The following is a 22,226-nucleotide window of genomic DNA, read 5'->3' on the forward strand; positions in this document are numbered from 1 at the left end:
CTGACGATGGATCTGACCTACTCCCCCAAACAAAAGGCTTTTCGCCAGGAGGTGCGCCAATGGCTGGCGGACAACCTGCCGACCACGCCGCTGGCCAGCTACGATACCCGCGAGGGCTTCGAGCAACACCGCCAGTGGGAAGCCAAATTATTCGAAAACCGTCTGTCGATGGTCATGTGGCCCACCGAGCTGGGCGGGCGCGGCTGCGACCTGATCGAGTGGCTGATTTTCGAAGAGGAATATTACGGCGCCGGCGGGCCGATGCGGGTCAATCAGAACGGCCAGCTGTTGCTCGGCCCGACGCTGATGGAGTTCGGCACCGAGGCGCAAAAACTGCGTTTCCTGCCGCGCATGGCCGCCAGTACCGACATGTGGGCCCAGGGCTGGTCCGAACCGAACGCAGGTTCCGACATGGCCGCTATCACCAGCAAGGCCACCCGCGATGGCGACAGCTACGTGCTCAACGGCCAGAAAACCTGGTCCACACGAGCGATTTTTGCCGACTGGCTGTTCGGCCTGTTCCGTAGCGATCCGTCGTCCAGCCGCCATCACGGGCTGTCCTTCGTGATGGTGCCGCTCAATGCACCGGGGGTCACCGTACGCCCGATCAAGGCCCTGAACGGCAAGGATGCGTTTGCCGAAGTGTTCTTTGATGACGTGCGCATCCCGCTGGAAAACCGTATTGGCGATGAAGGCCAGGGCTGGCATGTGGCAATGGCCACTGCCGGCTTCGAGCGAGGTCTGCTGCTGCGTTCCCCGGCCCGTTTTCAATACACGGCGCGCAAATTGGTGGAGCTGTACCAGGCCAACCGCGCCAGCGCCGATCGTGATCCGAGCCTTGGCGAGGCGGTGTGCAAGGCCTGGTCGGACGCCCAGGCTTACGCCCTGTCTGCGTACCACACCGTGGGCCGCCTGAGCCGCGGGGCACAGATTGGCGCCGAGTCGAGCACCAACAAAATATTCTGGTCGGAGCTGGATCTGCGCATGCACGAAACCGCCATGCGCATTCTCGGCGCCAGTGGCGAGCTGACCGGTCAATCGGAGGGCGGCTACAGCTGGCTGGACGGCTTTTTGTTCGCCCAGGCCGGGCCCATTTACGCCGGCACCAACGAGATCCAGCGCAACATTATCGCCGAGCGCATGCTCGGCCTGCCGAAGTGAGGCCGGGCATGGACTTTACCTTTACCGAAGACCAGATCTCTTTTCGCGAGGCCATCAGCCGTTTTCTGATGACCGAAGCGGCCCCCGAAATGCTCCGTGAAATCTGGGAAACCGATGTCGGTCGCTCCCCGGATTTGCGCAACAAGATCGCCGAGCAGGGCCTGACCGCATTGTCGATCCCCGAGGCTTTCGGTGGCCTGGGCATGGACGATGTGGCCTGGGCCCTGATGACCCAGGAACTGGGTTACTACGCCATTCCTGATTCCCTGGGTGATACCGCTTATGTGGCCAGTGCGCTGATCGCCGGGCTGGATGACGGCGTAGCCCGTCGCGGCGAATGGCTGGAACGCATTGCCGACGGCAGTTTGCGGGTGGCCATCGGGCACCCGGTCAATCCGCTGGTGGCCGATGCCGCCCACGCTGACTTGCTGCTGCTGGCCCATGGCGATGAAGTCCACGCCGTGCCGCGTAGCCAGGTGGATGTGCAAAATCACGCCAGTATCGATGCCTCTCGGCGCCTGGCGCAGGTCAGTTGGCAACCCGGCGCAGCCACCCTGGTGGCGCAGGGCGAACAGGGCCGCCAGCTGTGGGCGCAAACCCTTGATCGTGGCGCGCTGTCGGTAGCCGGGCAGTTGCTCGGGCTGGCTCAGCGCATGCTGGATTTATCGGTGGACTACGCCGCGCAGCGCAAACAATTCGGTAAGCCCATCGGCAGTTTTCAGGCAGTCAAGCATCATCTGGCCGACGTGGCTACTGCGCTGGAGTTCGCCAAACCGGTGCTGTACCGCGCCGCTTACGCGCTGGCACACAACGAACCGAATGCCGCCGTGTGGGTGTCCCAGGCGCGTCTGGCCAGTTGCGAAGCCAGCTGGCTGGCGGCCCGCCACGGCATCCAGGTGCATGGGGCGATGGGTTACACCTGGGAAGTCGACCTGCAAATGTTCATGAAGCGCGCCTGGGCACTGGACAGTGCCTGGGGCGACCGTGCGCTGCACAAGGCCCGTGTGGCCGAATATGTATTGAGTGGCGCGGCGCCTCTGGGCTGCGGTCACACCTTCGAGGATTGACCGATGCCCCAAGCCTATATTGTTGATGCATTGCGCAGCCCCACCGGCAAGCGCAAGGGTGGCCTGGCCCATGTCCATGCCATCGACCTCGGCGCCCATGTGCTCAAGGCACTGGTGGAGCGCAACGCAATTCCGGCCGACGAATATGACGACGTGATTTTTGGGTGTGTCGACACCATCGGCTCCCAGGCCGGTGATATCGCCCGCACCAGCTGGCTGGCCGCCGGTTTGCCGCTGAACGTGCCGGGCACCACCATCGATCGCCAGTGCGGTTCGTCACAACAGGCGCTGCACTTCGCCGCGCAGGCGGTGATGAGTGGCACCCAGGATGTGATTGCCGTGGGTGGTGTGCAAACCATGACCCAGATCCCTATTTCCTCGGCGATGCTGGCCGGGCAGCCACTGGGCTTTGCCGACCCGTTCTCCGGCAGCAAGGGCTGGCAAGCGCGCTTTGGCAAACAGCCGGTCAACCAGTTCTACGCCGCTCAGCGTATCGCCGACCACTGGAACATCAGCCGCCAGGACATGGAAGCCTATGCCCTGGAGAGCCATCGCCGGGCGCTGGAGGCCATGGCCGCGGGCCGTTTCGTCAACGAAATCGTGCCCTGTGAAGGGGTAAGGGACGACGAAACACCGCGCCAAACCAGCCTGGCCAAAATGGCCGAACTGGAGCCGGTGTTTGCCGAGTTTGCGTCGATCACCGCTGCGGTATCCAGCCAGACCTGCGATGCCTCGGCCGCCTTGCTGGTGGTCTCCGAGGCGGCGCTCAAACGCTACAACCTCACGCCACGGGCGCGGATCCATCACCTGTCGGTGTTGGGCGACGACCCGATCTGGCACCTCAGGGCCCCGATTGCCGCCACCCGTGCCGCACTGAAAAAGGCTGGCATGGGCATGCAGGACATTGACCTTGTTGAAATCAACGAAGCCTTCGCCTCGGTGGTGATGGCCTGGGCCAAGGAGCTGGATTTCGACCCGGCCAGGACCAACGCCAACGGCGGTGCAATTGCTCTCGGCCATCCGTTGGGGGCAAGCGGTGCACGGTTGATGACCGGCCTGCTCAACCAGCTTGAGCACAGCGGTGGCCGCTACGGTTTGCAGACCATGTGCGAAGGCGGCGGTCAAGCCAACGTGACGATTATTGAACGCCTCTAGGAGCAACGACATGGCAATTTGTGCAGAACGTACCGTCATCATTACCGGCGCGGGCGGCGGTTTGGGCCGCGCTTACGCGCTGGCGTTCGCCGGGCAGGGCGCCAATGTGGTGGTCAACGATATTCGTCGCGAAGCCGCCGAAGAGGTCGTGGCAGAAATCCTCCAGGCCGGTGGGCAGGCCATTGCCAATGCCGATGACATCACTGCCCTGGCCACGGCACAGCACATCGTCGACGCCGCCCTGGCCGCGTTTGGCGAAGTGCATGTGCTGGTCAACAACGCCGGAATCCTGCGTGACCGCATGTTTATCAGCCTCGCTGAAGAGGACTGGGATGCGGTCATGCGTGTGCATCTCAAGGGGCATTTTTGCCTGGCCAATATCCTTGGCAAGCGCTGGCGCGACCTGGCCAAGGCCGGCCGGCCGGTGGCGGCACGGATCATCAACACCAGTTCCGGCGCGGGCTTGCAGGGTTCGGTGGGGCAGTCCAACTACAGCGCAGCCAAAGGCGGGATTGCCGCGCTGACCCTGGTGCAGGCAGCCGAGCTGGGGCGCTACGGCGTGACGGCCAATGCCCTGGCGCCGGCGGCGCGGACCTCGATGACCGAAAGCGCGATGCCGGACATGGTGAAAAAACCTGAAGACGGTGGCTTTGATTCATGGGCACCGGAAAACGTCGCGCCGCTGGTGGTATGGCTGGGCAGCGAACTGTCGGGGGATGTTACCGGGCAGATCATCGAAAGCCAGGGTGGGCGATTGTCCCTGGGCGATGGCTGGCGCACCGGGGTGACCCGCGACAAGGGCGCGCAATGGCAACCCGAAGAAGTGGGGGTTGCCCTGGGCCAGATTCTGGCCGAAGCGCCTGCACCGCAGCGGGTGTGGGGTAGCTGATACCGCTGGCCCTCACCCCAACCCCTCCCTTTGGAAGAGGGCCAGGGTGAGGGGCTTTTGATTTGCCGCTTAACAAGAGAATTCAACCATGAGACAAGCACCTCCCTATGTCCCCGGCCACCAGTTACTGGCTGGCAAGTCGATTTTGATCACTGCCGCAGCCGGCGCCGGTATCGGTTATGCCGCGGCCAAACGCTGCGCGGAAGAGGGCTGTCGCGCCCTGATGATTTCCGATATCCACCCGCGTCGTCTCGAAGAGGCAGTCGAGCGGCTAAAGGCCGAAACCGGCTTGCAGGCGGTCTACGGGCAGCTGTGCAACGTCACCGTCGAAGCCGACGTGCAAGCCCTGGTCGCCGCCGCTGAGGATGCGCTGGGCGGTGTCGATGTGCTGATCAACAACGCCGGGCTTGGCGGTCAGGTACGCCTGACCGAAATGACCGATGAGCAGTGGTCGTCGGTACTGGATATCACCCTGACCGGCACCATGCGCATGACTCGCGCCATGCTCCCGCATATGGAGCGTCGTGGTGCCGGGGCCATCGTCAACAACGCCTCGGTACTGGGCTGGCGCGCGCAAAAGGAGCAGGCCCACTACGCTGCGGCCAAGGCCGGGGTCATGGCCCTGACCCGCTGCAGCGCCCTGGAAGCCGCCGAAAACGGCGTGCGGATCAACGCTGTGGCGCCGTCGATCGCCCTGCACGACTTTCTGAAAAAAGCCGCCAGCAGCGAATTGCTCGACCAGCTCACCAGCCGCGAAGCCTTTGGCCGCGCCGCCGAAGTGTGGGAAGTGGCCAATGTCATGGTGTTTCTGGCCAGTGACTATGCCTCGTACATGGTCGGCGAAGTGCTGCCCGTCAGCTCGCAACACGCGTGAGGAGCAGATTATGAGCACAGTTTTCAGCAGCACCGGGCAGTTGCTGGCGGCCGAGGGCATGGATCTGGGGCGCACAGACTGGCTGCTGCTGACCCAGGAACGGATCAACCTGTTTGCCGAAGCCACGGGCGATCACCAGTGGATCCATGTCGACCCTCAGCGCGCCGCCACCGGGCCATTTGGCGCCTGCATCGCCCATGGTTACCTGACCCTGGCCCTGGCCAATCTGTTTATGCCGCAACTGATGCAGTTCGAGAACCTGGCCATGGGCGTCAACTACGGCAGTGACCGACTGCGCTTCCCTGCGCCGGTCAAGGTCGGTTCGCGGATTCGCGGCCATGGCCAGTTGGTACGGGTCGAGATGCAGGGCCAGGCCGTGCAGGCTGTAGTGCGCATGAGCGTCGAAATCGAGGGCAGCGAACGCCCCGGCTGCGTGGTGGACACCATCAGCCGCTACACCTTCAACCCCCTTGAACAGTGAGCCTTGAACATGAATTTGAATGACGTTGTGATCGTATCCACCGCCCGCACTGCCTTGACCAAATCCTTTCGTGGCTCGTTCAACGATACCGAGGCGCCTGTGCTGGGCGGTCACGTGGTGCGTGCCGTGGTCGAGCGCGCGGGTATCGAGCCGGGTTCGGTGGAAGACGTGATCATGGGTGCCGCCGCCCAGCAGGGCACTCAGAGTTACAACATCGGCCGCCTGTGTGCGTACACCGGCGGTTTGCCCGATACTGTGCCGGGCATGGCGCTCGATCGCATGTGCGCCTCGGGCCTGATGAGTATCGGCGTGGCGGCCAATGGCATCATGACCGGCGAAATGAAGATTGCCGTGGCCGGTGGCGTGGAGTCATTGTCGCTGACCCAGAACAAGTACAAAAACACCTACCGCGCCCAGTCCGAGGCCGTGCTTGAGTGCATGCCGACGGCTTATATTCCGATGCTCGAAACCGCGGAAATCGTGTCGCGGCGCTACAACATCAGCCGCGAGGTACAGGATCAGTATGCGTTGCAGAGCCAGCAACGTACTGCCGCCGCCCAGGCTGAGGGCCTGTTTGCCGATGAGATCGTACCCTTGGCGGCGCGCAAGCTGTGCTTTGACAAGGAAGGCAAGCCCGCCGGTCATCAGGACGTGATCGCGGACCGTGACGAGTGCAACCGTCCCTCCACCACCCTTGAAGATCTGTCGAGTCTCAAGCCGGTGTGGAAAGACGGCAAGTGGATCGAACAGGGTGAGTTCATTACGGCAGGCAATGCCTCGCAGTTTTCCGATGGTGCCGCTGCGGTCCTGCTGATGAGCCGTGGCGAAGCCAGACAGCGTGGCATCGAAGCCCTGGGCGTGTATCGCGGGATTGCCGTGAGTGGTTGTGCACCGGAGGAAATGGGCATTGGTCCGGTGTATGCGATTCCCAAGTTGCTCAAGCGTTTTGGTCTGAGTGTTGCGGATATTGACCTGTGGGAAATCAACGAAGCGTTCGCCTGCCAGGTGGTGTATTGCCGTGACTTTCTGCAGATTCCCAATGACCGACTGAACGTCAACGGCGGGGCGATTGCCATTGGTCATCCGTTCGGCATGTCGGGTGCGCGGATGGTGGGGCACAGTCTGCTCGAGGGGCGTCGTCGTGGTGCGCGGTTTGTGGTGGTTGCCATGTGCATTGGCGGCGGCATGGGGGCAGCGGGGTTGTTTGAGCTGAGCTGAAGGCAGGGGGACAGTTTCTTTGTGGGAGCGGGCATGGGGCTTAAGGATTTCGTCGCGCGGGTAGGTGCGTAAAAGCAGGGAAGCAGTACAATTGCGCCTCTTTACCGGGCATGGACGCTGTTCGGCATCTGTTCACGAGAAGGCCCATGGTTTCTGCTAGTTACTCCCCCGCGCTGGTTCTGATTTCCCTGTGTGTGGCCATTCTGGCTTCGTACACCGCCCTTGATCTGAGTGGTCGCATCGCCACGGCGCGAGGCCGGGCCGTGTATCTGTGGATCGCCGGCGGCGCACTGGCCATGGGTTTTGGCGTGTGGTCGATGCATTTTATCGGCATGCTTGCGCTTGAGCTGCCACTGGCCCTGGGCTACGACCTGGGGCTGACCCTGTGGTCATTGCTGGTGGCCATACTGTCGTGCGGTTTTGCCTTGTGGCTGGTCAGCCAGCCGCGTTTGCCGGCGCTGCAGTTGCTGTTCGGCGCCCTGATCATGGGCGCGGGCATTAGCGCCATGCACTACAGCGGCATGGCGGCGTTGCGCATGCAGCCGGGCATCGATTACGACCCGGCGTTGTTTGGCCTGTCGCTGGTGATTGCGGTGGGGGCCTCGGCGGCCGCGTTGTCGATCGCGTTTCGTCTGCGCCGGCAAACCCCCTATGTACGGCTGATGCGCGGTGGTGCTGCGGTGATCATGGGCCTGGCGATTGTCGGCATGCATTACACCGGCATGGCCGCAGCCAATTTCCCCATCGGCAGTTTTTGCGGTGCCGCCATCGACGGTCTGAGCGGTAACGGCCTGGACAATCTGGTACTGGTGTCCAGCCTGGCGGTATTGGTCATCGCCTTGCTGACCTCTATTTTTGATGCCCGCCTCGATGCCCGTACAGCTGCGCTGGCGGACTCCCTGACCCTGGCCAACGAAGAGCTGACCCAACTGGCGCTGCACGACACCCTGACCGGGTTGCCCAACCGCATCCTGCTGGCTGACCGTATCGGTCAGGCGATGAGCAAGGTGGCGGAGCAGGGCGGCTGCTTCTCGCTGATGTTTATCGACCTCGATGGCTTCAAGCCGGTCAACGATGCCTTTGGTCATCATCTGGGCGACCGTTTGCTGCGGGAAGTTGCCCTGCGCCTGCGCGAGCAGTTGCGCAGCCAGGACACCCTGGCGCGTATTGGCGGCGACGAATTTGTGCTGCTGGTGCGTCTGCTGGAGCCTGATGACGCACCGCAAGTGGCAGCGCGGCAGGTGGGTCTGTTGTCCAGGGCGTTTCGGGTCGATGAGCATGAGCTGTTGATCTCTGCCAGTGTCGGTATCGCCCTGTACCCCGGCAATGGCCTGACCGCCGAAGAGCTGCTGATGAACGCCGATGCGGCGATGTATCACGCCAAGGGCGCGGGCAAAAATGGCTACAGCTTTTTCGACGCATCGATGAACACCAATGCCCGCAAGCAATTGCAGCTGCTGCAGGACTTGCGTCAGGCCCTGGAGCTGCAGCAGTTTCGCCTGCACTACCAGCCCAAGTTCGACGCCAGCAACAGCCGGCCGGTGGGGGCCGAAGCGCTGTTGCGCTGGGAGCATCCGCAGCAAGGGTTGCTGCTGCCGGAAAATTTTATCGACCTGGCGGAAAAAACCGGCCTGATCATCCCCATCGGTGACTGGGTGCTCAATGAAGCCTGCCGCCAGATGCGCATATGGTTCGATCAGGGCTATAGCCACTGGCGCATTGCGGTCAACCTGTCGGCATTGCAGTTCTGCTATTCAGGGCTGGTTGACAGCGTGGTCGCGGCGCTCGAGCGTCATCGGTTACCGGCCAACAGCCTGACCCTGGAAATCACCGAAACCACCGCCATGAGCGATGCCGATGCGAGCATGGTGGTGTTGCAGCGGTTGTCGCAAATGGGCGTGGACCTGTCCATCGATGACTTTGGCACTGGCTATTCCAGCCTGATGTACCTCAAGCGCCTGCCCGCCAATGAACTGAAAATCGACCGCGGTTTTGTGCGCGACCTGGAGCACGACAGCGACGATGCGGCGATTGTCTCGGCCATTGTCGCGCTGGGCCAGGCCCTGGGTTTGCGTATCGTCGCCGAAGGGGTGGAGACCGATACCCAGCAAAGTTTTTTAACCACGCTTGGCTGTGATGCCCTGCAAGGTTTTCTGCTGGGCGAGCCGCTGCCGGCGGAGCAATTCATGGCCGATATCCAAGGTGCCGAACCCGCCGGGCCGGGCAACAAAACAGCGACCTGACAAAACCGGGCCTTCGCGGTTATTCTGACAGCCAGATTTGGATCGGTGTAAGGGGAACACGTATTTATGGATAAAGTCATCGTGATCACCGGCGGCAGCCGCGGCATAGGCGCTGCCACGGCCTTGCTGGCTGCAAAGCAGGGTTATCGGATCTGCATCAACTACCTGACCGATGATGCTGCGGCCCATGAGGTGCTGGCGCAGGTTCGCGCCATGGGCGCCAAGGCCATTGCCGTGCGTGCCGATGTCAGCGACGAAGAGGAAATCATTCGCCTGTTTCTCGAAGTTGACGAACAGTTGGGGCCTGTTACCGCGCTGGTCAACAACGCCGGCACCGTGGGGCTCAAATCGCGGGTCGACGAGCTGACCGACCTGCGCATCATGCACACCCTGAAAACCAATGTGCTGGGGCCCATTCTGTGTGCCAAGCATGCCGTGCTGCGCATGTCGCCACGTTACGGCGGGCAGGGCGGTAATATCGTCAACGTGTCGTCGGTGGCGGCCCGCCTGGGTTCGCCCGGTGAATACGTCGATTACGCCGCCTCCAAGGGCGCGCTGGACACTTTCACCCTGGGGCTGTCCAAGGAACTGGCGGGCGAGGGGATCCGGGTCAACGCGGTGCGGCCGGGCTATATCTTCACCGATTTTCACGCCTTGAGCGGCGATCCGGGCCGGGTCAGCAAGCTTGAACCTATCATCCCCATGGGGCGTGGCGGGCGGCCGGAAGAAGTGGCCGAAGCCATTGTTTGGCTGCTGTCGGACAAGGCGTCGTATACCACCGGCACCTTTCTCGACCTGGGCGGCGGGCGCTGAAGGTCGTGCTTTTGTGGGAGCGGGCTTGCTCGCGATGGCATCAGCGCGGTCAGGCTGAGTAACCGCGCCGCCTGCATCGCGGGCAAGCCCGCTCCCACATGGCTTGCATTTATGCTTGATCCGACGATAATGCGACTTATTGCTATTTAAGTATGGTTATCTATCGTGTCGAGTCCTGTGGATCCCCAAAGGCTGCTGGCCAGTCTATATCACGACAATCACGCGTGGCTGCGCGGCTGGTTGTCGCGACAGGTACGATGCCCGCAGGATGCGGCCGATCTGGCCCAGGACACATTTTTGCGCGCTTGGGATGCCCGCCAACTGGAACGTATCCAGGAGCCTCGGGCTTACCTGAGTACCGTTGCCCGGCGCTTGCTCTGCTCACTGTGGCGGCGGCGCAAGCTTGAGCAAGCCTATCTCGACCAACTGGCCGAGCTGCCTCTGGCCTACGCACCTTCTGCAGAAGACATTGCCCTGGTCCGTGAGGCGATCGAAGCCATTGATTGCCTGCTCGAAGGTTTGCCATCGCGGGTCAAGCGCGCCTTTTTGCTCAATCGTCTTGAAGGTATGCCCCAGCAGGCCATTGCCGAGCAACTGGGCGTATCCCTGGCCACCGTTGAGCGCGACTTGCGCCGCGCTTTTGTTCATTGCCTGTCGCAAACGGCGGAGAGCCCATGAGTACAGCCAAGGTTGACCCGACCACCCGTGCCGCCATTGACTGGATGCTGCGCCTCGAGTCCGGGCAGGCCTGCCCGTCGGAGCGTCAGGTGTTCAAGGCGTGGCTGGCCGAAAACCCGGCACATCTGGCTGCGTGGCAGCGGGTCGCCGGGGTGCTCAAGGCTCCCGTAGCCGATCTGCAATCGGTTGAGCGGCGCAGCCCGGGGCAATTGCAGGCGGTACGTCGGGCGCTGCTGGCCGGTACATCACCATCGGGCAAAAAGACCCTGCAAGGCGGCCTGCTGCTGTTGGTGCTCGGCCTGGGTGCCGCGGGTCTGGTGGATCGCGTGACGCCCCTGACGGGGTTGACGGCCGATTACCAGACGGCCACCGGCGAGCGCAAAACCGTCGAACTGGCCGATGGCAGCCTGCTCACCCTCAACGCCCGCAGCGCGGTGGATATCGACTTCAATGGCGATCAGCGCCGGGTGCACCTGCGTGAAGGCGAGTTGCAGGTGGATGTGGCAGCCGACGCCCAGCGTCCTTTTGTGGTGAGCACTGCCCAGGGCCAGGTGCAAGCCCTTGGCACGCGCTTTATGGTGCGCCAGGGCAGCACTGAAAGCCTGGCCAGCGTGCAACAGCACAGCGTGCAGTTGCACACCCTGGGCGGTCAGCAACTCCACCTCGAAACCGGTCGGGCGGCGTCATTTACCGCCACCCGGATAGACCCGCAAACCCCGACATCCCGTAGCCAGCCCGACTGGCTCGCGGGCCGGGTCGAGCTGCACGACGAACCCCTGTCAGCCCTGGTCGAGGCGCTGCGGCCCTACCAGACCGGCATGCTGCGTATCAGCCCGGAAGCCGCGCGGGTGCGGGTATTCGGTGTATTCCCGCTGGACAACACCGCACACACCCTGAATACGCTGGCGCAAACCTTGCCGATCAAGATCACGCGCTATGGGCCGTGGCTGACCCTGATCGATGTGCGCCAGTAAAAACCAATGAATGCGAATTAATTGCAGATAAGGTGAGGGGAAAGGCTTTCTCGTTGGTCAAGGTTACAACTGCCTACCTTGCAACGAGAAAGGATGCCCCATGCCGTACGCCCATCCCAAAACCTGCCTGCTGGCGCTGGCCATCACCCTGAGCATTGGCGGTTACCCGCTGAGCGCGGTGGCCGAAACCCTGTCTGGCGAGCAAAATGCCACGCGTTTTTTTGACTTGCCTGCCGCGCCCCTGGGCGTGACCCTGAGCCGCATTGCCCGCGACAGCAACCTGACCCTGTCGGTGGCCCCGGCCTTGTTGCAGGGTAAAACCTCCGCGCCGGTCAATGGCATGTACACCCCGCAACAGGCCGCCGAACGCGCGCTGGTGGGCAGCGGGCTGGGCCTGGGCGTGACCGGTAGCGGTGCCTTGAGTGTCTACCCCAACGCCGGTGACGGGGTACTGAATCTGGGCGCAACCAACGTGTCTGCGCTTCTGGGTGAGGATGGTCGTGGCCATGTTGACGGCTTTGTCGCCACCCGTTCGGCCACCGCCACCAAGACCGACACACCGATCCTCGAGATTCCGCAAACCATCAACGTGGTCACTGCTGACCAGGTTGAAGTGCAGGGCGCCCACGATCTGACCCAGGCCCTGCGCTACACCCCGGGGCTGAGCACCAACGGCTATACCGACCGCAACACCATTGCCGATGAAATCACCAGCCGCGGTTTTGCCCCGACCCTGCTCTACCTTGATGGCGCCTATCTGCCTTCGGCGGGCAGCCTGGGCGGCACCCCGCAGATCGACCCCTACACCCTGGAGCGCATCGAAGTGCTCAAGGGGCCGTCCTCCGTTCTGTACGGGCAAAACCAGCCGGGGGGCATGATCAATATGGTGGCCAAGCGCCCGAGCACCGAGGCCAGGCATCAAATCAAGGTCGGCACCGGCAGCTTTGACCGTTACAACCTGGCCTTCGATACCACGGGCCCGCTGGATGAAGGCAAAACCCTGAGCTACCGGCTTATCGGCGTCGGCAACACCGGCAGCGAGCAAATCGACTACACCGAAGATTCCCGCATGCTGCTGGCGCCCAGTCTCACCTGGGCGCCGGATGAGCGCAATGAACTGACGGTGTACGCGCAAGTGCAACGGGACGATGCCCTGGCCGACTACCAGTCCTTGCCGGCCGTGGGCAGTCTGTACCGCAACTCCCAAGGCAACAAGATAGATCGAGACTTCTTCTCGGGCGACTCGAAATGGAACGACTACAAGCGCGATCAATATGTGCTCGGCTACCAGTTTTCCCATGCCTTCAACGAGGTCATGACCTATCGCCAGAGCCTGAGCTACATCGACGTCAATGACCGTTACAAGGGCTTTTACCTGAACCGTTTCGTCACCGCCCCGGACGGCGCCACCGATACCCATGCCAGCCGCACCAAGCTCGACTGGCGCCAGCAAAACAGCTCTTATACTTTCGACAACCACCTGCAAAGTGACTTCACCACCGGGCCTGTGCAGCACACCCTGCTGGTGGGGCTCGACTACCGTGACTTCACCCGCAAGTTCCAGGGCTACAACCTGTCCGGCAGCGAGGTGATTGACCTCTACAACCCCACCAACTACCGCACCACGGGTGTGCCGACCCTGACTACCAAATGGGATAACAGGGTCAAGCAGACCGGTTTTTATGTGCAGGACCAGATCAAACTGAACAACTTTATCCTGACCATTGGCGGTCGCCAGGATTGGGCCAAGGTCGACAACAATGACTTGCTGGCCAACTCCCACGAGATCCAGAGCGATAGCAAGTTCACCGGGCGTGTGGGCCTGACCTATGTCACTTCGTTTGGTCTGGCGCCGTATATCAGCTACACCGAATCCTTCCTGCCTTCCGTGGGCACTGCGGCACCGGCCCGAGGTGGCAAGGCGTTCGTGCCCATGACGGGCAAGCAATATGAAGTGGGGGTCAAATACCAGCCCGATGAGAGCACTTTGCTCAGCGCCTCGGTATTTGAAATCACCCAGCAAAACGTCCTGACCGGTGACTTGCAGTACCAGGAGTATCAAATCCAGGAAGGCGAGGTCCGGTCGCGGGGGATCGAACTTGAAGGCAAAAGCAGTTTCAGCAACATCGACCTGATCGCCTCGCTGTCGTATCTGGACGTGTTCTACACCAAGTCCAACTATGGCAATGAAGGCAACCGCAGCGAGGCACAGGCACCCTGGGCAGCCAGCGTGTGGGCCGACTACCACTTCACCGGACAGGCCCTGGCGGGCGTGACCCTGGGCGGCGGTGCACGTTATACCGGGAAAAACTTCGGCGACTCGGACAACACTTTCAAGACGCCGTCGTTTGTGGTGTATGACGCAACGCTCAGCTATGACCTGGCGGCCCTGGATGCGAGCTTCAAGGGTGTCAGTACCCGGCTGAACGTGCAGAACCTGTTTGATCGAGAGTACGTATCTTCGTGCAACTACAGCTTTGGCTGCTACTACGGCCAGCAGCGCACGGCGTCGCTGGAGGTTAAATACGATTGGTGAGGGAGCGCTCTGCTACGGGGGCGGGATTGCTCAGCGCCGCAGCTTGAGCGCGCTGGCCAGGCTGATAGCCAACGGCAAACGGGGCAGCAGCGTGGCCTGGTAAGCATGGTAAAGGTCCGGCTTGCCCGGCCAGATGTTTTGCGAAGGCAGGTTGTCGATCCCCAGTTCGTGATGCCAGCTGCCGTTCTGGCGGTCGATCATGTACAGGTCGATATAGTCCCAGAACTGTTGATACCAGACTTCGTATTCATGCTCACCGCTGCGTTGCAACAACGCCGCCGCAGCTGCCGAGGCTTCGGCCAGGGTCCAGTGCAGACGCTCACGCACCAGCGGCTGGTGGTTCCAGTCCACGGTGTAGACGATTCCGCAGTCACCATCGACGTTCCAGCCGAACTGGCATGCACTGGCGAATAACCGCCGCGCGTCTTCCAGCAGCCATTCGGGCGCCGCCAGGCCGCGTTGCTTGCGTGCCGCCTCGAGGTGCAACAGCAGGCGCGCCCATTCGAAGGCGTGGCCGGGCGTTTTGCCGAACGGGCGAAAACCGTCTGCCGGGTTGTCCCGGTTGTAATCGGGCAATGGCTGCCACTGGCTGTCGAAATGTTCCACGGGCAGGTAGCCGGATTGCGCTGCATGCTGGTGAACAAGCTTTTCGGCAATCGACAGGGCGCGATCGAGCCACAGGTCTTCATCGAGGACATCGGCCAGGGCCAGAAAAGCTTCGACACCGTGCATATTGCTGTTGGCCCCGCGATAGGCCTCGCAGTCACTCCAGTCGCCAGCAAAGCTTTCCAGCAGGGCGCCTTCTGCCTCGGACCAGAAATGACCTTCAAGTATTGCTACCGTATCGCCCAGCAACTCGGCAGAACCGCCGCGCCCGGCAACCGCAGCCGAGCTGGCGGCCAGGGCCACAAAGGCGTGCAGGTAGGCGTCTTTACGGGTATTGCCGTCTTCGGCGGCGGGGCGGGCAAACCAGCCGCCATGCACGGCATCACGCAGCGGCCCGGCCAGTGCGGCCAGGCCGTGGTCGATCAGCGGCGCGCAACCGGGCAGGCCTTGAATATGGGCCAGGGCAAAACTGTGTACCATGCGTGCGGTGGTGATGGTGTCTGCCGGGGCGTTGTTCGGGCGGCGACCAAACGGGTCGAGCGCGGCGAAGCCGCAGGGCACGCGGGCGGCCTTGGCGAAATCCACCAGCGCCTGGCCCTGATCGCGCAGCCACTGTTGATGGGTCGGCGATGTCAGCCAGCTTTCGTTGGCCCGGGTTAGGTCGGTCATTTGCCACCTGTATTGTTTTTATGGGTGATTCAACGCTCGCAGACTAAGGGATCTGGCACAAAGCTGAAAGCTTTCATCCGGAGCCTGGCGACTTAAATTTCCGGCTCCCGGGGCTGTGACCAGTCGCTGTCCTGCCTGACGATTTCGCGCAGCAGCGCGATGCCCTGTTGCAAGGCTGCGCAGTCACGCTCGCGGGAGTACACCAGGTAGGTGGGGTAGCTGAATTCCGGGGCCTTGGGCACCCGTTCCAGGGCACCGCTGTCCAGATAGCGCTCGACCACACGGGTGCGGAAGTAGCCGCTGCCGCCGTTGTCCAGGATGTAATGCAAGGCCACCGGGCCCAGGTTGAAGCTGATGGCCGCTCGCGCCCTGTCGGGCAGGGCGGCGTCATGCTGGCGGCGAAAACCCTCACCCCATTCGACGTATACATAAGGTTCGGGTTGTTCGGGGCGGCGAATCTGGATCAGTTTTTCCTCCAGCAATTGCTCCACTTGCACACCGGGCCAGTAGGCGGGCTGATAGACCAGTGCAGCATCCAGCAGGCCCATCTCGATCTGACGCAGTAATTGTTCGGCATCGCTGATTTGTATGCGCAAGGCATGGGTGGTGAGGTGCTGACGCAGGGCTTTGGCCCAGTTGAGGATCAGCGGGTTGCACAGGCTGACTTCCCCGCCGATATGCAGCAACTGATGCAAGCCTTCGGGGCGCGGCAGATCGCGCCGTGCGGCTTCCCAGGTGTGCAGCAACTGGTTGGCGTACACCACAAAGGCCTCGCCTTCGGGGGTGAGTTTTGCGCCGGCGCGGTTGCGGGTAAACAGGGTGACGCCGAGCAGGCTTTCGAGCTTGTGTACCCGTGCGGTCACGGCCGTCTGGGTAACGTGCAGCTTTTCGGCCGCGCCCACCAGGCTGCCGTAGCGGACAATTTCAAGGAAAGTACGGGCCAGGTCGAGGTCCATAAGCGCGCCAGTGTGCAAGGGGCTTGCAGTGTAAGGGTAATGGCTGGAAAACACATGAAACGCGACGTTTATTGGCACGCATCAATGTTTGTTTTCAGGAGCAGGCTAAGGTCGTCGGCCCTGGTACCCGGTGCCAGTGATTGACCGGGCAACACCACATAAAAAGGATGACAGACATGGATGACTTGAAGCGACAGTACGATATTCAACCCTTGAGGCAGGCCGACATGTCCATTCTGGTCAATGGTCAGCCAGTCAATGCCGCTCAAGGTGAAACCGTGCTCAGCGTGTTGAACTCAGTGGGTGTGCGGCAACTGTCGCGCAACGACCACGGGCGGATGACGGGCGCTTATTGCGGCATGGGCGTGTGCTACTGCTGCCTGGTGAATATCGATGGCAGGCACAAGCGTCGCGCCTGCCAGACCGTGGTAAAGCCCGGTATGCAGGTCGAGACCGGGATCAACCGCGTCGCCAGCCAGGAGCTGGTGCTATGAGCGCCCGTACGGTGATTGTCGGTGGCGGACCGGCAGGGATGTCGGCGGCAATAGAGCTGGCGCAGCATGGCGTGCAAAGCACGTTGTTCGAAGAAGCCTCGCGGCTGGGTGGTGTAGTTTATCGCGGGCCTTTGCGCGACGGTGTCGAACTCGACTATCTGGGAGAACGCTACAAGGCTGCGCTGCACAAGTTGCACGGCGAATTTTCGGTCATTGCCCACTCAGTGGATGTACGCCTCAACCATCGCGTTGTCGGCGGGCAAGGTCAGCAAAGCCTGCAAGTGCTGGATGAGCATGAGCAATTGCAGCAAATCGGCTTCGATCAACTGCTGCTGTCCGCTGGCTGCCATGAGCGCAGCGTGCCGTTCCCGGGTTGGACCACCCCGGGTGTGATCATGCTGGGTGGCCTGCAGCTGCAGATCAAAAGTGGTGTTGTCAAACCCCGTGGGCCGACGCTGATTGCGGGCACCGGGCCCTTGCTGATGCTGGTGGCGTGCCAGTTGCACGCAGCGGGTGTGGAAGTGGCCGGGGTATATGAAGCGTGCGAGTTTGGCCGCATTGCCAAGGAAAGCCTGGCGCTGCTCAACCAGCCCCAGTTGTTCCTCGACGGCCTGAGCATGCTGGTTTACCTCAAGCGCCATGGCGTGGCCGTGCATTACGGCTGGGGTGTGGTGCAGGCGTTTGGCGAAGGGGAACTGAGCGAAGTGATCGTGGCTCCCTATTCCAGCACCTGGCAGGCCGACATGAGCCAGGCGCAGGCGGTGAAAGCCTGCACCCTGGCGGTGGGTTATGGCTTTATTCCACGCACTCAGCTCAGCCAGCAGATGGGTCTGGATCATGCTTACAACGTCGACGGTTATCTGGCGGCCAAAGCCGATAACTGGCAGCAGAGCAGTCAGGCATCAATCCACCTGGCCGGTGATGTCACGGGCATGCGCGGGGGCGAGGCAGCGATGCTCACGGGGCGGATTGGCGCGTTGTCGATCTTGCAGCAGCGTGGGGTCCTGAGTGCAAAGCAGGCGCTTGAACAGCGCCGCGAGTACCTGTCCAGGCTCAACACCCTCATGCGCTTTCGCGGCGGGATTGATCGTTATACCCGGCGTGGTACGCGCCAGATCGATCTGCCCCAGGCCGACACGGTGGTATGCCGTTGCGAGCATGTCACCCGCGCCGATATCGACCTTGCGCTCAGCCAGGGCGTGCAGGACATGGCCAGCCTTAAAATGCGTACACGCATAAGCATGGGCGACTGCCAGGGCCGCATGTGTGTCGGTTATTGCAGTGACCGCCTGCGTGAAGCCACCGGGCGCAAGGATGTGGGCTGGTTGCGCCCGCGATTCCCGCTGGAACCCGTGCCGTTTTCGGCTTTTATCAACGCGAGCAAGGATGCCTGACATGATCAAAACCTATGACGTTGTCATCGCCGGTGGCGGTGTTATTGGCGCCTCCTGTGCGTATCACCTGTCCCGGCGCAAGGATCTTAAAATAGCCCTGATCGACTGCAAGCGCCCCGGCAATGCCAGCCGCGCGTCGGCAGGCGGGCTGTGGGCCATCGGCGAGTCCGTGGGGCTGGGCTGCGGGGTGATTTTTTTTCGCATGATGTCTGCCGAACGCAAGCGTGAAGCCCAGGGTTCGGCCGTGATTGTCGACGCCAGTACCCCGCATATCCTGCCAGCGTGTTTTTTCGACTTTGCCCTGCAATCCAATGCCTTGTACCCCGGCTTGCACAAGGAACTGCTGGAAAACCACGGGATGGATTTCAAGTTCGAGCGCACCGGGCTCAAGTACGTGATTTATGACGATGAAGACCGGCTCTATGCCGAGCATATTGTCGCCAATATCCCGCATCTGGCCGATGAGGTGCGCTGGCTCGACCAGGCGGCCCTGCGCGAGGCGGAGCCGAGCGTCAGTCACGATGCGCAAGGTGCGCTGGAGTTTTTGTGCGATCACCAGGTGAGCCCGTTCCGGTTGACCGATGCCTACACCGAAGGGGCCCGGCAAAATGGAGTCGATCTGTACTTCAACACCAACGTCATCGAGGTCATGCGTCAGGGCAGCAAGGTGACCGGCGTGCGCACCGACAGCCAGGGCGCGTTCCACTGCAAAACCCTGATTAATGCCGCTGGCGCCTGGGCGGCAGAACTCAGCGTGATGGCCACTGACTTGAGTATCCCTGTGGCCCCGGTCAAGGGGCAGATTGTATTGACCGAGCGCATGCCCAAGTTGCTGAACGGCTGCCTGACCACCAGTGATTGCTACCTGGCGCAAAAGGACAACGGCGAAATCCTGATTGGCAGCACTACCGAAGACAAAGGCTTCGACGTGACCACCACCTTCCCTGAAATCACCGGGCTGGTACAGGGGGCGATGCGCTGTATTCCCGAACTCAAGGACGCCAACCTGAAGCGTACCTGGGCCGGGTTGCGGCCAGGCTCCCCCGATGAGCTGCCGATCCTGGGGCCCATGAAGGGGATTGAGGGGTATTTGAATGCCTGCGGGCATTTCCGTACCGGCATCCTGACTTCGGCGATCACCGGTGTCATGCTCGACGCACTGGTGCGGCAAGAGCCGCTGCCGCTGGAGGTCACGCCGTTTCTGGCGGAGCGTTTTGACTTGCAACCGGTGGCGCTGAAAAAAGCCGTGAGTGCCTGATACGGTCTGCTCGCGATGCGCTTGGCCTTCGCGAGCAGGCTCGTTGCCGCTGCTGACTTAGAAGGTGTACTTGGACGTCAGCATCAGGCTGCGTGGTTCGCCATAGTAGGTGGTGTTGAAGTTACCCAGCCCCGACAGGTACTTTTTATCGAACACGTTGTTGGCGTTGAGGTTAAACGTCAGGTGTTCGTTGTACTCGTAGCGGGTCATCAGGTTGACCAGCGCGTAGCTGTGCTGCTCGATGATGTCGTAGTCGCCCTTGGCATCGTTGTAGATCTTGCCGTAGAACGGGCTTTGCCAGTTCACGCCACCGCCCACGGTGACTTTGTTCAGCACCCCCGGCAGGCGGTAAGTGGTGAACAGACGCGCCACGTTTTCCGGCTTGGTGGTTTCCAGCGGGTAGCCGTAGACACGTTCGCCATCATCAGAGCGGGTGCGGGCGTAGGTGTAGCCGGCGATCAGGTTCCAGTCCTGCATCAGTTCACCGGCCAGTTCCAGCTCGATGCCGTTGGTGGTCGCACCATCAAGGGATTCATAGATGCCCAGGTTGGTGTTGGCGTTGGTGCCGACCTGAATCGGTACATTTTTCTGTTCGGTCCGGAACACGGCCGCACTGGCATTCAAACGGCCATCAAAGTACTCGCCCTTCAAACCGAGTTCGTAGCTGTTGCCTTCTGTGGGGGCCAGGGTGGCACCGGAACTGCTCTGCTCGGTAAGAGGCTTGTAGATCGAGGTGTAGCTGCCGTACACCGAATAGTTGTCGTTGATGTCGTAGACAACCCCGGCGTAGGGCGTCACCTCGCCGTGCTGTTTTGCCGTGGTCTTGTTGTCCTGGAACGTGCTGGTCTGCTCGTAGTACTTGTAGGTGCTGTTGTACTGGAAATCACTTACGCGGCTGCCAAGGATAATCGACCAGTCGTCTGCCGGCTTGAAGCGTGCGGCGATATAGGCGCTGTTTTGATTTTGGTTGGTTTCGTATTTGCCGTTTTTCGGGAAGTCCGGTCTCGGGTATTTGCCGTTCCAGTCAAAAATGCTGCTCGACAGCTCACGGAATTCGCTGCCGTCGAAGGTCGCGCCGGTCTGGCGGGAGGTCTGGGAGGTTGCGCCCACTACCAGTTCATGTTCGCGGCCAAACAGGGTAAACGGGCCGGTCGCATTGATATCGAAGGTGTTCTGGACGCGATGGCCTTCCCACTGGCCCCAGTAGAAGAACATGCCGTCACCCGTGACCGGATCTGGCATCCCGCCGCTGGCCGAACCCAGCAGGGTGTCGTGGTCGTTGGTTTGCTGGGTGAGGGTGCCTTTGACTTTCCAGTCATTGGCGAAACGGTGCTCCAGGGAGGCGAAGGTGGACTGGATCTGGACGTCGCGGCGGCTCCAGTCGGTGGCCGGGTTGAACGAGCGGCTGAAGTCGGTTTTGGTGTAGTTGGAGAAGTAATACGGATTGCCGGTCCAGGACGAGCCGCGAGGTTTGATATTCTGGTAGTCCATGCCGAAGGTGAACAGGGTGTCGGGGGTGAGGTCGGCCTGGATGATGCCGTAGAACACGTCATTTTTACGTGAGTAGTGGTCGCGGTACGAGTCGGCATCCTGGTAAACCGCCACCATTCGCCCGCGCACGCTGCCATCGTCATTCAACGGCCCGGAGATATCACCTTCGGTGCGATAGTTGTCCCACGAGCCCGCGCTGGCAGTGACCGATGCCTTGAAGTCGCGGGTCGGTTTTTTGCGAATCAGGTTGACCGTGGCCGACGGCTCGCCCGAGCCGGACAACAGGCCGGTAGCGCCCTTGACGATATCGACGCGGTCATACAGGGCCATATCGACCTTGGTCGCACCTTCATCGAACACGCCGTCATACAGGGTGTTGACCCCGTCGTACTGAAAGTTGGTGATGGCATAGCCGCGGGCCGAGTACTCCATGCGGTCGCTGTCGTAGGCCTGGGTGGAAATGCCCGGCGCGTTGCGCAGTACATCGCCGATGCTCTGTGCGGCTTGATCGTCCATCAGTTGGCGGGTGACTACTGTGACGGTCTGCGGGGTTTCGCGAATCGACAGCGGCAGTTTGGTCGAGCTGTTGCTGGCGCCGGTGGTATAGGAATGGGTGTCTTCGGTGGTCAGCGAGTCGCCCAGGCCCTGGCCTGTGACAGTGGTTGCACCCAGTTCCAGACCTTTGCCTTGGGGGGCGCTCAAAATCACCGTGTCGCCGTTGAGCTGATACGAGATGCCGCTGCCCTGCAGCAGTGACTCCAGTGCCTTGACCGGCTCCAGCGAACCGCTCACTGGACGCGACTTGATGCCTTGCACCTGATCCGGGCTGTAGAGGATCTGCAGGTTGGCCTGCTTGCCCAGTTCATTCAGCGCGCTGGCCAGGGCTTGCGACGGAATGTTCAGGGCCACCGGCGCCGCGCTGGCAAGGGATGCCCCCAGCATGACCGAGGCCATCAGGGCACTGGACAGCAAGGTGTGGCGTACCGTCCGGCGTTGGGTGGCGATCGAAAGAGGGGTCCGGCTCAAGTTGGGTCGTTGCATCGCGTGCCTAGGCTCCGAAGTAAGAAGTTTCATTCTTGTTAATAGGAATAGTTATTAGACGCAGCACGATTGATAAACCAGAAACAAGTTTCTGATTTAGTTGGTTTTGCTCCGGCCATTACAGGCTTGACCCGCTGATGCAGGGCGGAATAATTGTTCCATCCATAGAACGATCAGTACCAAAAAACCTGTCTAGTCTTATGGGTGCGACGAATCTATAGTTGTTGC

Annotated in this window: 18 protein-coding genes; 15 read left to right on the forward strand and 3 right to left on the reverse strand. The window is 61.6% G+C overall.

What is annotated here, in order from left to right; genetic code table 11:
* Positions 1-6: 6 nt before the first annotated feature.
* From V6L81_RS12595 to V6L81_RS12650, 12 genes are all read left to right on the forward strand, one after another.
* Positions 7-1,161: an acyl-CoA dehydrogenase family protein gene (locus tag V6L81_RS12595; protein ID WP_095039379.1), complete on the forward strand. Its 1,155-nt coding sequence runs from the start codon at positions 7-9 to the stop codon at positions 1,159-1,161.
* 8 nt (positions 1,162-1,169) lie between these two features.
* Positions 1,170-2,228 (forward strand): acyl-CoA dehydrogenase family protein, encoded by a 1,059-nt coding sequence (locus V6L81_RS12600; protein ID WP_095002412.1) that lies wholly within the window; start codon positions 1,170-1,172, stop codon positions 2,226-2,228.
* Between the two features lie 3 nt (positions 2,229-2,231).
* Positions 2,232-3,383 carry an acetyl-CoA C-acetyltransferase gene (locus V6L81_RS12605; RefSeq protein ID WP_338659980.1) on the forward strand — a complete coding sequence of 384 codons (1,152 nt, stop codon included), beginning with the start codon at positions 2,232-2,234 and terminating at the stop codon, positions 3,381-3,383.
* Between the two features lie 10 nt (positions 3,384-3,393).
* Positions 3,394-4,272, forward strand: a complete 879-nt coding sequence (locus tag V6L81_RS12610) for an SDR family oxidoreductase (RefSeq protein ID WP_338659981.1) — start codon at positions 3,394-3,396, stop codon at positions 4,270-4,272.
* Between the two features lie 88 nt (positions 4,273-4,360).
* Complete coding sequence (locus V6L81_RS12615) at positions 4,361-5,146, forward strand: SDR family oxidoreductase (protein WP_095024493.1); 786 nt, start codon at positions 4,361-4,363, stop codon at positions 5,144-5,146.
* A gap of 10 nt (positions 5,147-5,156) precedes the next feature.
* Positions 5,157-5,627, forward strand: coding sequence for a MaoC family dehydratase (locus V6L81_RS12620; protein ID WP_095002416.1), 471 nt, complete (start codon positions 5,157-5,159; stop codon positions 5,625-5,627).
* A gap of 9 nt (positions 5,628-5,636) precedes the next feature.
* Entirely contained in the window at positions 5,637-6,845 is a 1,209-nt protein-coding gene (locus V6L81_RS12625; protein WP_169917115.1) for an acetyl-CoA C-acyltransferase, read from the forward strand.
* Positions 6,846-6,991: 146 nt separating this feature from the next.
* Positions 6,992-9,088, forward strand: coding sequence for an EAL domain-containing protein (locus V6L81_RS12630; protein ID WP_337859006.1), 2,097 nt, complete (start codon positions 6,992-6,994; stop codon positions 9,086-9,088).
* 66 nt (positions 9,089-9,154) lie between these two features.
* Positions 9,155-9,901, forward strand: coding sequence for an SDR family oxidoreductase (locus tag V6L81_RS12635; protein WP_095002419.1), 747 nt, complete (start codon positions 9,155-9,157; stop codon positions 9,899-9,901).
* Positions 9,902-10,078: 177 nt separating this feature from the next.
* Positions 10,079-10,579, forward strand: coding sequence for a sigma-70 family RNA polymerase sigma factor (locus V6L81_RS12640; RefSeq protein ID WP_095002420.1), 501 nt, complete (start codon positions 10,079-10,081; stop codon positions 10,577-10,579).
* The gene (locus tag V6L81_RS12645) at positions 10,576-11,553 is read left to right on the forward strand and encodes a FecR family protein (RefSeq protein WP_146541076.1); all 978 of its coding nucleotides are present in this window, start codon (positions 10,576-10,578) and stop codon (positions 11,551-11,553) included. Before V6L81_RS12640 ends, V6L81_RS12645 begins: the two co-directional genes overlap by 4 nt.
* 100 nt (positions 11,554-11,653) lie before the next feature.
* Positions 11,654-14,089, forward strand: a complete 2,436-nt coding sequence (locus tag V6L81_RS12650; protein WP_338659982.1) for a TonB-dependent siderophore receptor — start codon at positions 11,654-11,656, stop codon at positions 14,087-14,089.
* Positions 14,090-14,119: 30 nt separating this feature from the next.
* Here V6L81_RS12650 and V6L81_RS12655 read toward each other — a convergent pair whose 3' ends face one another.
* Positions 14,120-15,364: an AGE family epimerase/isomerase gene (locus tag V6L81_RS12655; protein WP_338659983.1), complete on the reverse strand. Its 1,245-nt coding sequence runs from the start codon at positions 15,362-15,364 to the stop codon at positions 14,120-14,122.
* Between the two features lie 92 nt (positions 15,365-15,456).
* Positions 15,457-16,320 carry a LysR family transcriptional regulator gene (locus tag V6L81_RS12660; RefSeq protein ID WP_095002424.1) on the reverse strand — a complete coding sequence of 288 codons (864 nt, stop codon included), beginning with the start codon at positions 16,318-16,320 and terminating at the stop codon, positions 15,457-15,459.
* A gap of 176 nt (positions 16,321-16,496) precedes the next feature.
* Here V6L81_RS12660 and hcnA point away from each other — a divergent pair, with 176 nt between their 5' ends.
* From hcnA to hcnC, 3 genes are read left to right on the forward strand one after another with little or no spacing between them, the layout of a single operon-like run.
* On the forward strand, positions 16,497-16,814 hold the full coding sequence (hcnA, locus tag V6L81_RS12665) for a cyanide-forming glycine dehydrogenase subunit HcnA (protein WP_095002425.1): 318 nt from the start codon (positions 16,497-16,499) through the stop codon (positions 16,812-16,814).
* Entirely contained in the window at positions 16,811-18,208 is a 1,398-nt protein-coding gene (gene hcnB / locus V6L81_RS12670) for a cyanide-forming glycine dehydrogenase subunit HcnB (RefSeq protein WP_095002426.1), read from the forward strand. The genes hcnA and hcnB overlap by 4 nt, the downstream gene beginning before the upstream one ends.
* Before the next feature lies 1 nt (position 18,209).
* A complete protein-coding gene (hcnC, locus tag V6L81_RS12675; RefSeq protein WP_095018877.1) occupies positions 18,210-19,466 on the forward strand; it encodes a cyanide-forming glycine dehydrogenase subunit HcnC in 1,257 nt (418 codons plus the stop codon).
* Between the two features lie 57 nt (positions 19,467-19,523).
* Here hcnC and V6L81_RS12680 read toward each other — a convergent pair whose 3' ends face one another.
* A complete protein-coding gene (locus tag V6L81_RS12680) occupies positions 19,524-21,998 on the reverse strand; it encodes a TonB-dependent siderophore receptor (RefSeq protein ID WP_271350646.1) in 2,475 nt (824 codons plus the stop codon).
* Positions 21,999-22,226: the final 228 nt, after the last annotated feature.

This window comes from Pseudomonas bubulae, from assembly GCF_037023725.1.
GTDB lineage: Bacteria > Pseudomonadota > Gammaproteobacteria > Pseudomonadales > Pseudomonadaceae > Aquipseudomonas > Aquipseudomonas bubulae.

Excerpts from the sequence above, each read along its gene's own strand:
- V6L81_RS12610 (WP_338659981.1), top strand. The coding sequence starts at position 3,394 with ATGGCAATTTGTGCAGAACGTACCGTCATCATTACCGGCGCGGGCGGC.
- V6L81_RS12595 (WP_095039379.1), top strand. The coding sequence starts at position 7 with ATGGATCTGACCTACTCCCCCAAACAAAAGGCTTTTCGCCAGGAGGTG.
- V6L81_RS12635 (WP_095002419.1), top strand. The coding sequence starts at position 9,155 with ATGGATAAAGTCATCGTGATCACCGGCGGCAGCCGCGGCATAGGCGCT.
- V6L81_RS12605 (WP_338659980.1), top strand. The coding sequence starts at position 2,232 with ATGCCCCAAGCCTATATTGTTGATGCATTGCGCAGCCCCACCGGCAAG.
- V6L81_RS12625 (WP_169917115.1), top strand. The coding sequence starts at position 5,637 with ATGAATTTGAATGACGTTGTGATCGTATCCACCGCCCGCACTGCCTTG.
- V6L81_RS12680 (WP_271350646.1), bottom strand. The coding sequence starts at position 21,998 with ATGCAACGACCCAACTTGAGCCGGACCCCTCTTTCGATCGCCACCCAA.
- V6L81_RS12645 (WP_146541076.1), top strand. The coding sequence starts at position 10,576 with ATGAGTACAGCCAAGGTTGACCCGACCACCCGTGCCGCCATTGACTGG.
- V6L81_RS12600 (WP_095002412.1), top strand. The coding sequence starts at position 1,170 with ATGGACTTTACCTTTACCGAAGACCAGATCTCTTTTCGCGAGGCCATC.
- hcnB (WP_095002426.1), top strand. The coding sequence starts at position 16,811 with ATGAGCGCCCGTACGGTGATTGTCGGTGGCGGACCGGCAGGGATGTCG.
- hcnC (WP_095018877.1), top strand. The coding sequence starts at position 18,210 with ATGATCAAAACCTATGACGTTGTCATCGCCGGTGGCGGTGTTATTGGC.
- V6L81_RS12660 (WP_095002424.1), bottom strand. The coding sequence starts at position 16,320 with ATGGACCTCGACCTGGCCCGTACTTTCCTTGAAATTGTCCGCTACGGC.
- V6L81_RS12615 (WP_095024493.1), top strand. The coding sequence starts at position 4,361 with ATGAGACAAGCACCTCCCTATGTCCCCGGCCACCAGTTACTGGCTGGC.
- V6L81_RS12655 (WP_338659983.1), bottom strand. The coding sequence starts at position 15,364 with ATGACCGACCTAACCCGGGCCAACGAAAGCTGGCTGACATCGCCGACC.
- V6L81_RS12620 (WP_095002416.1), top strand. The coding sequence starts at position 5,157 with ATGAGCACAGTTTTCAGCAGCACCGGGCAGTTGCTGGCGGCCGAGGGC.
- V6L81_RS12630 (WP_337859006.1), top strand. The coding sequence starts at position 6,992 with ATGGTTTCTGCTAGTTACTCCCCCGCGCTGGTTCTGATTTCCCTGTGT.
- hcnA (WP_095002425.1), top strand. The coding sequence starts at position 16,497 with ATGGATGACTTGAAGCGACAGTACGATATTCAACCCTTGAGGCAGGCC.
- V6L81_RS12650 (WP_338659982.1), top strand. The coding sequence starts at position 11,654 with ATGCCGTACGCCCATCCCAAAACCTGCCTGCTGGCGCTGGCCATCACC.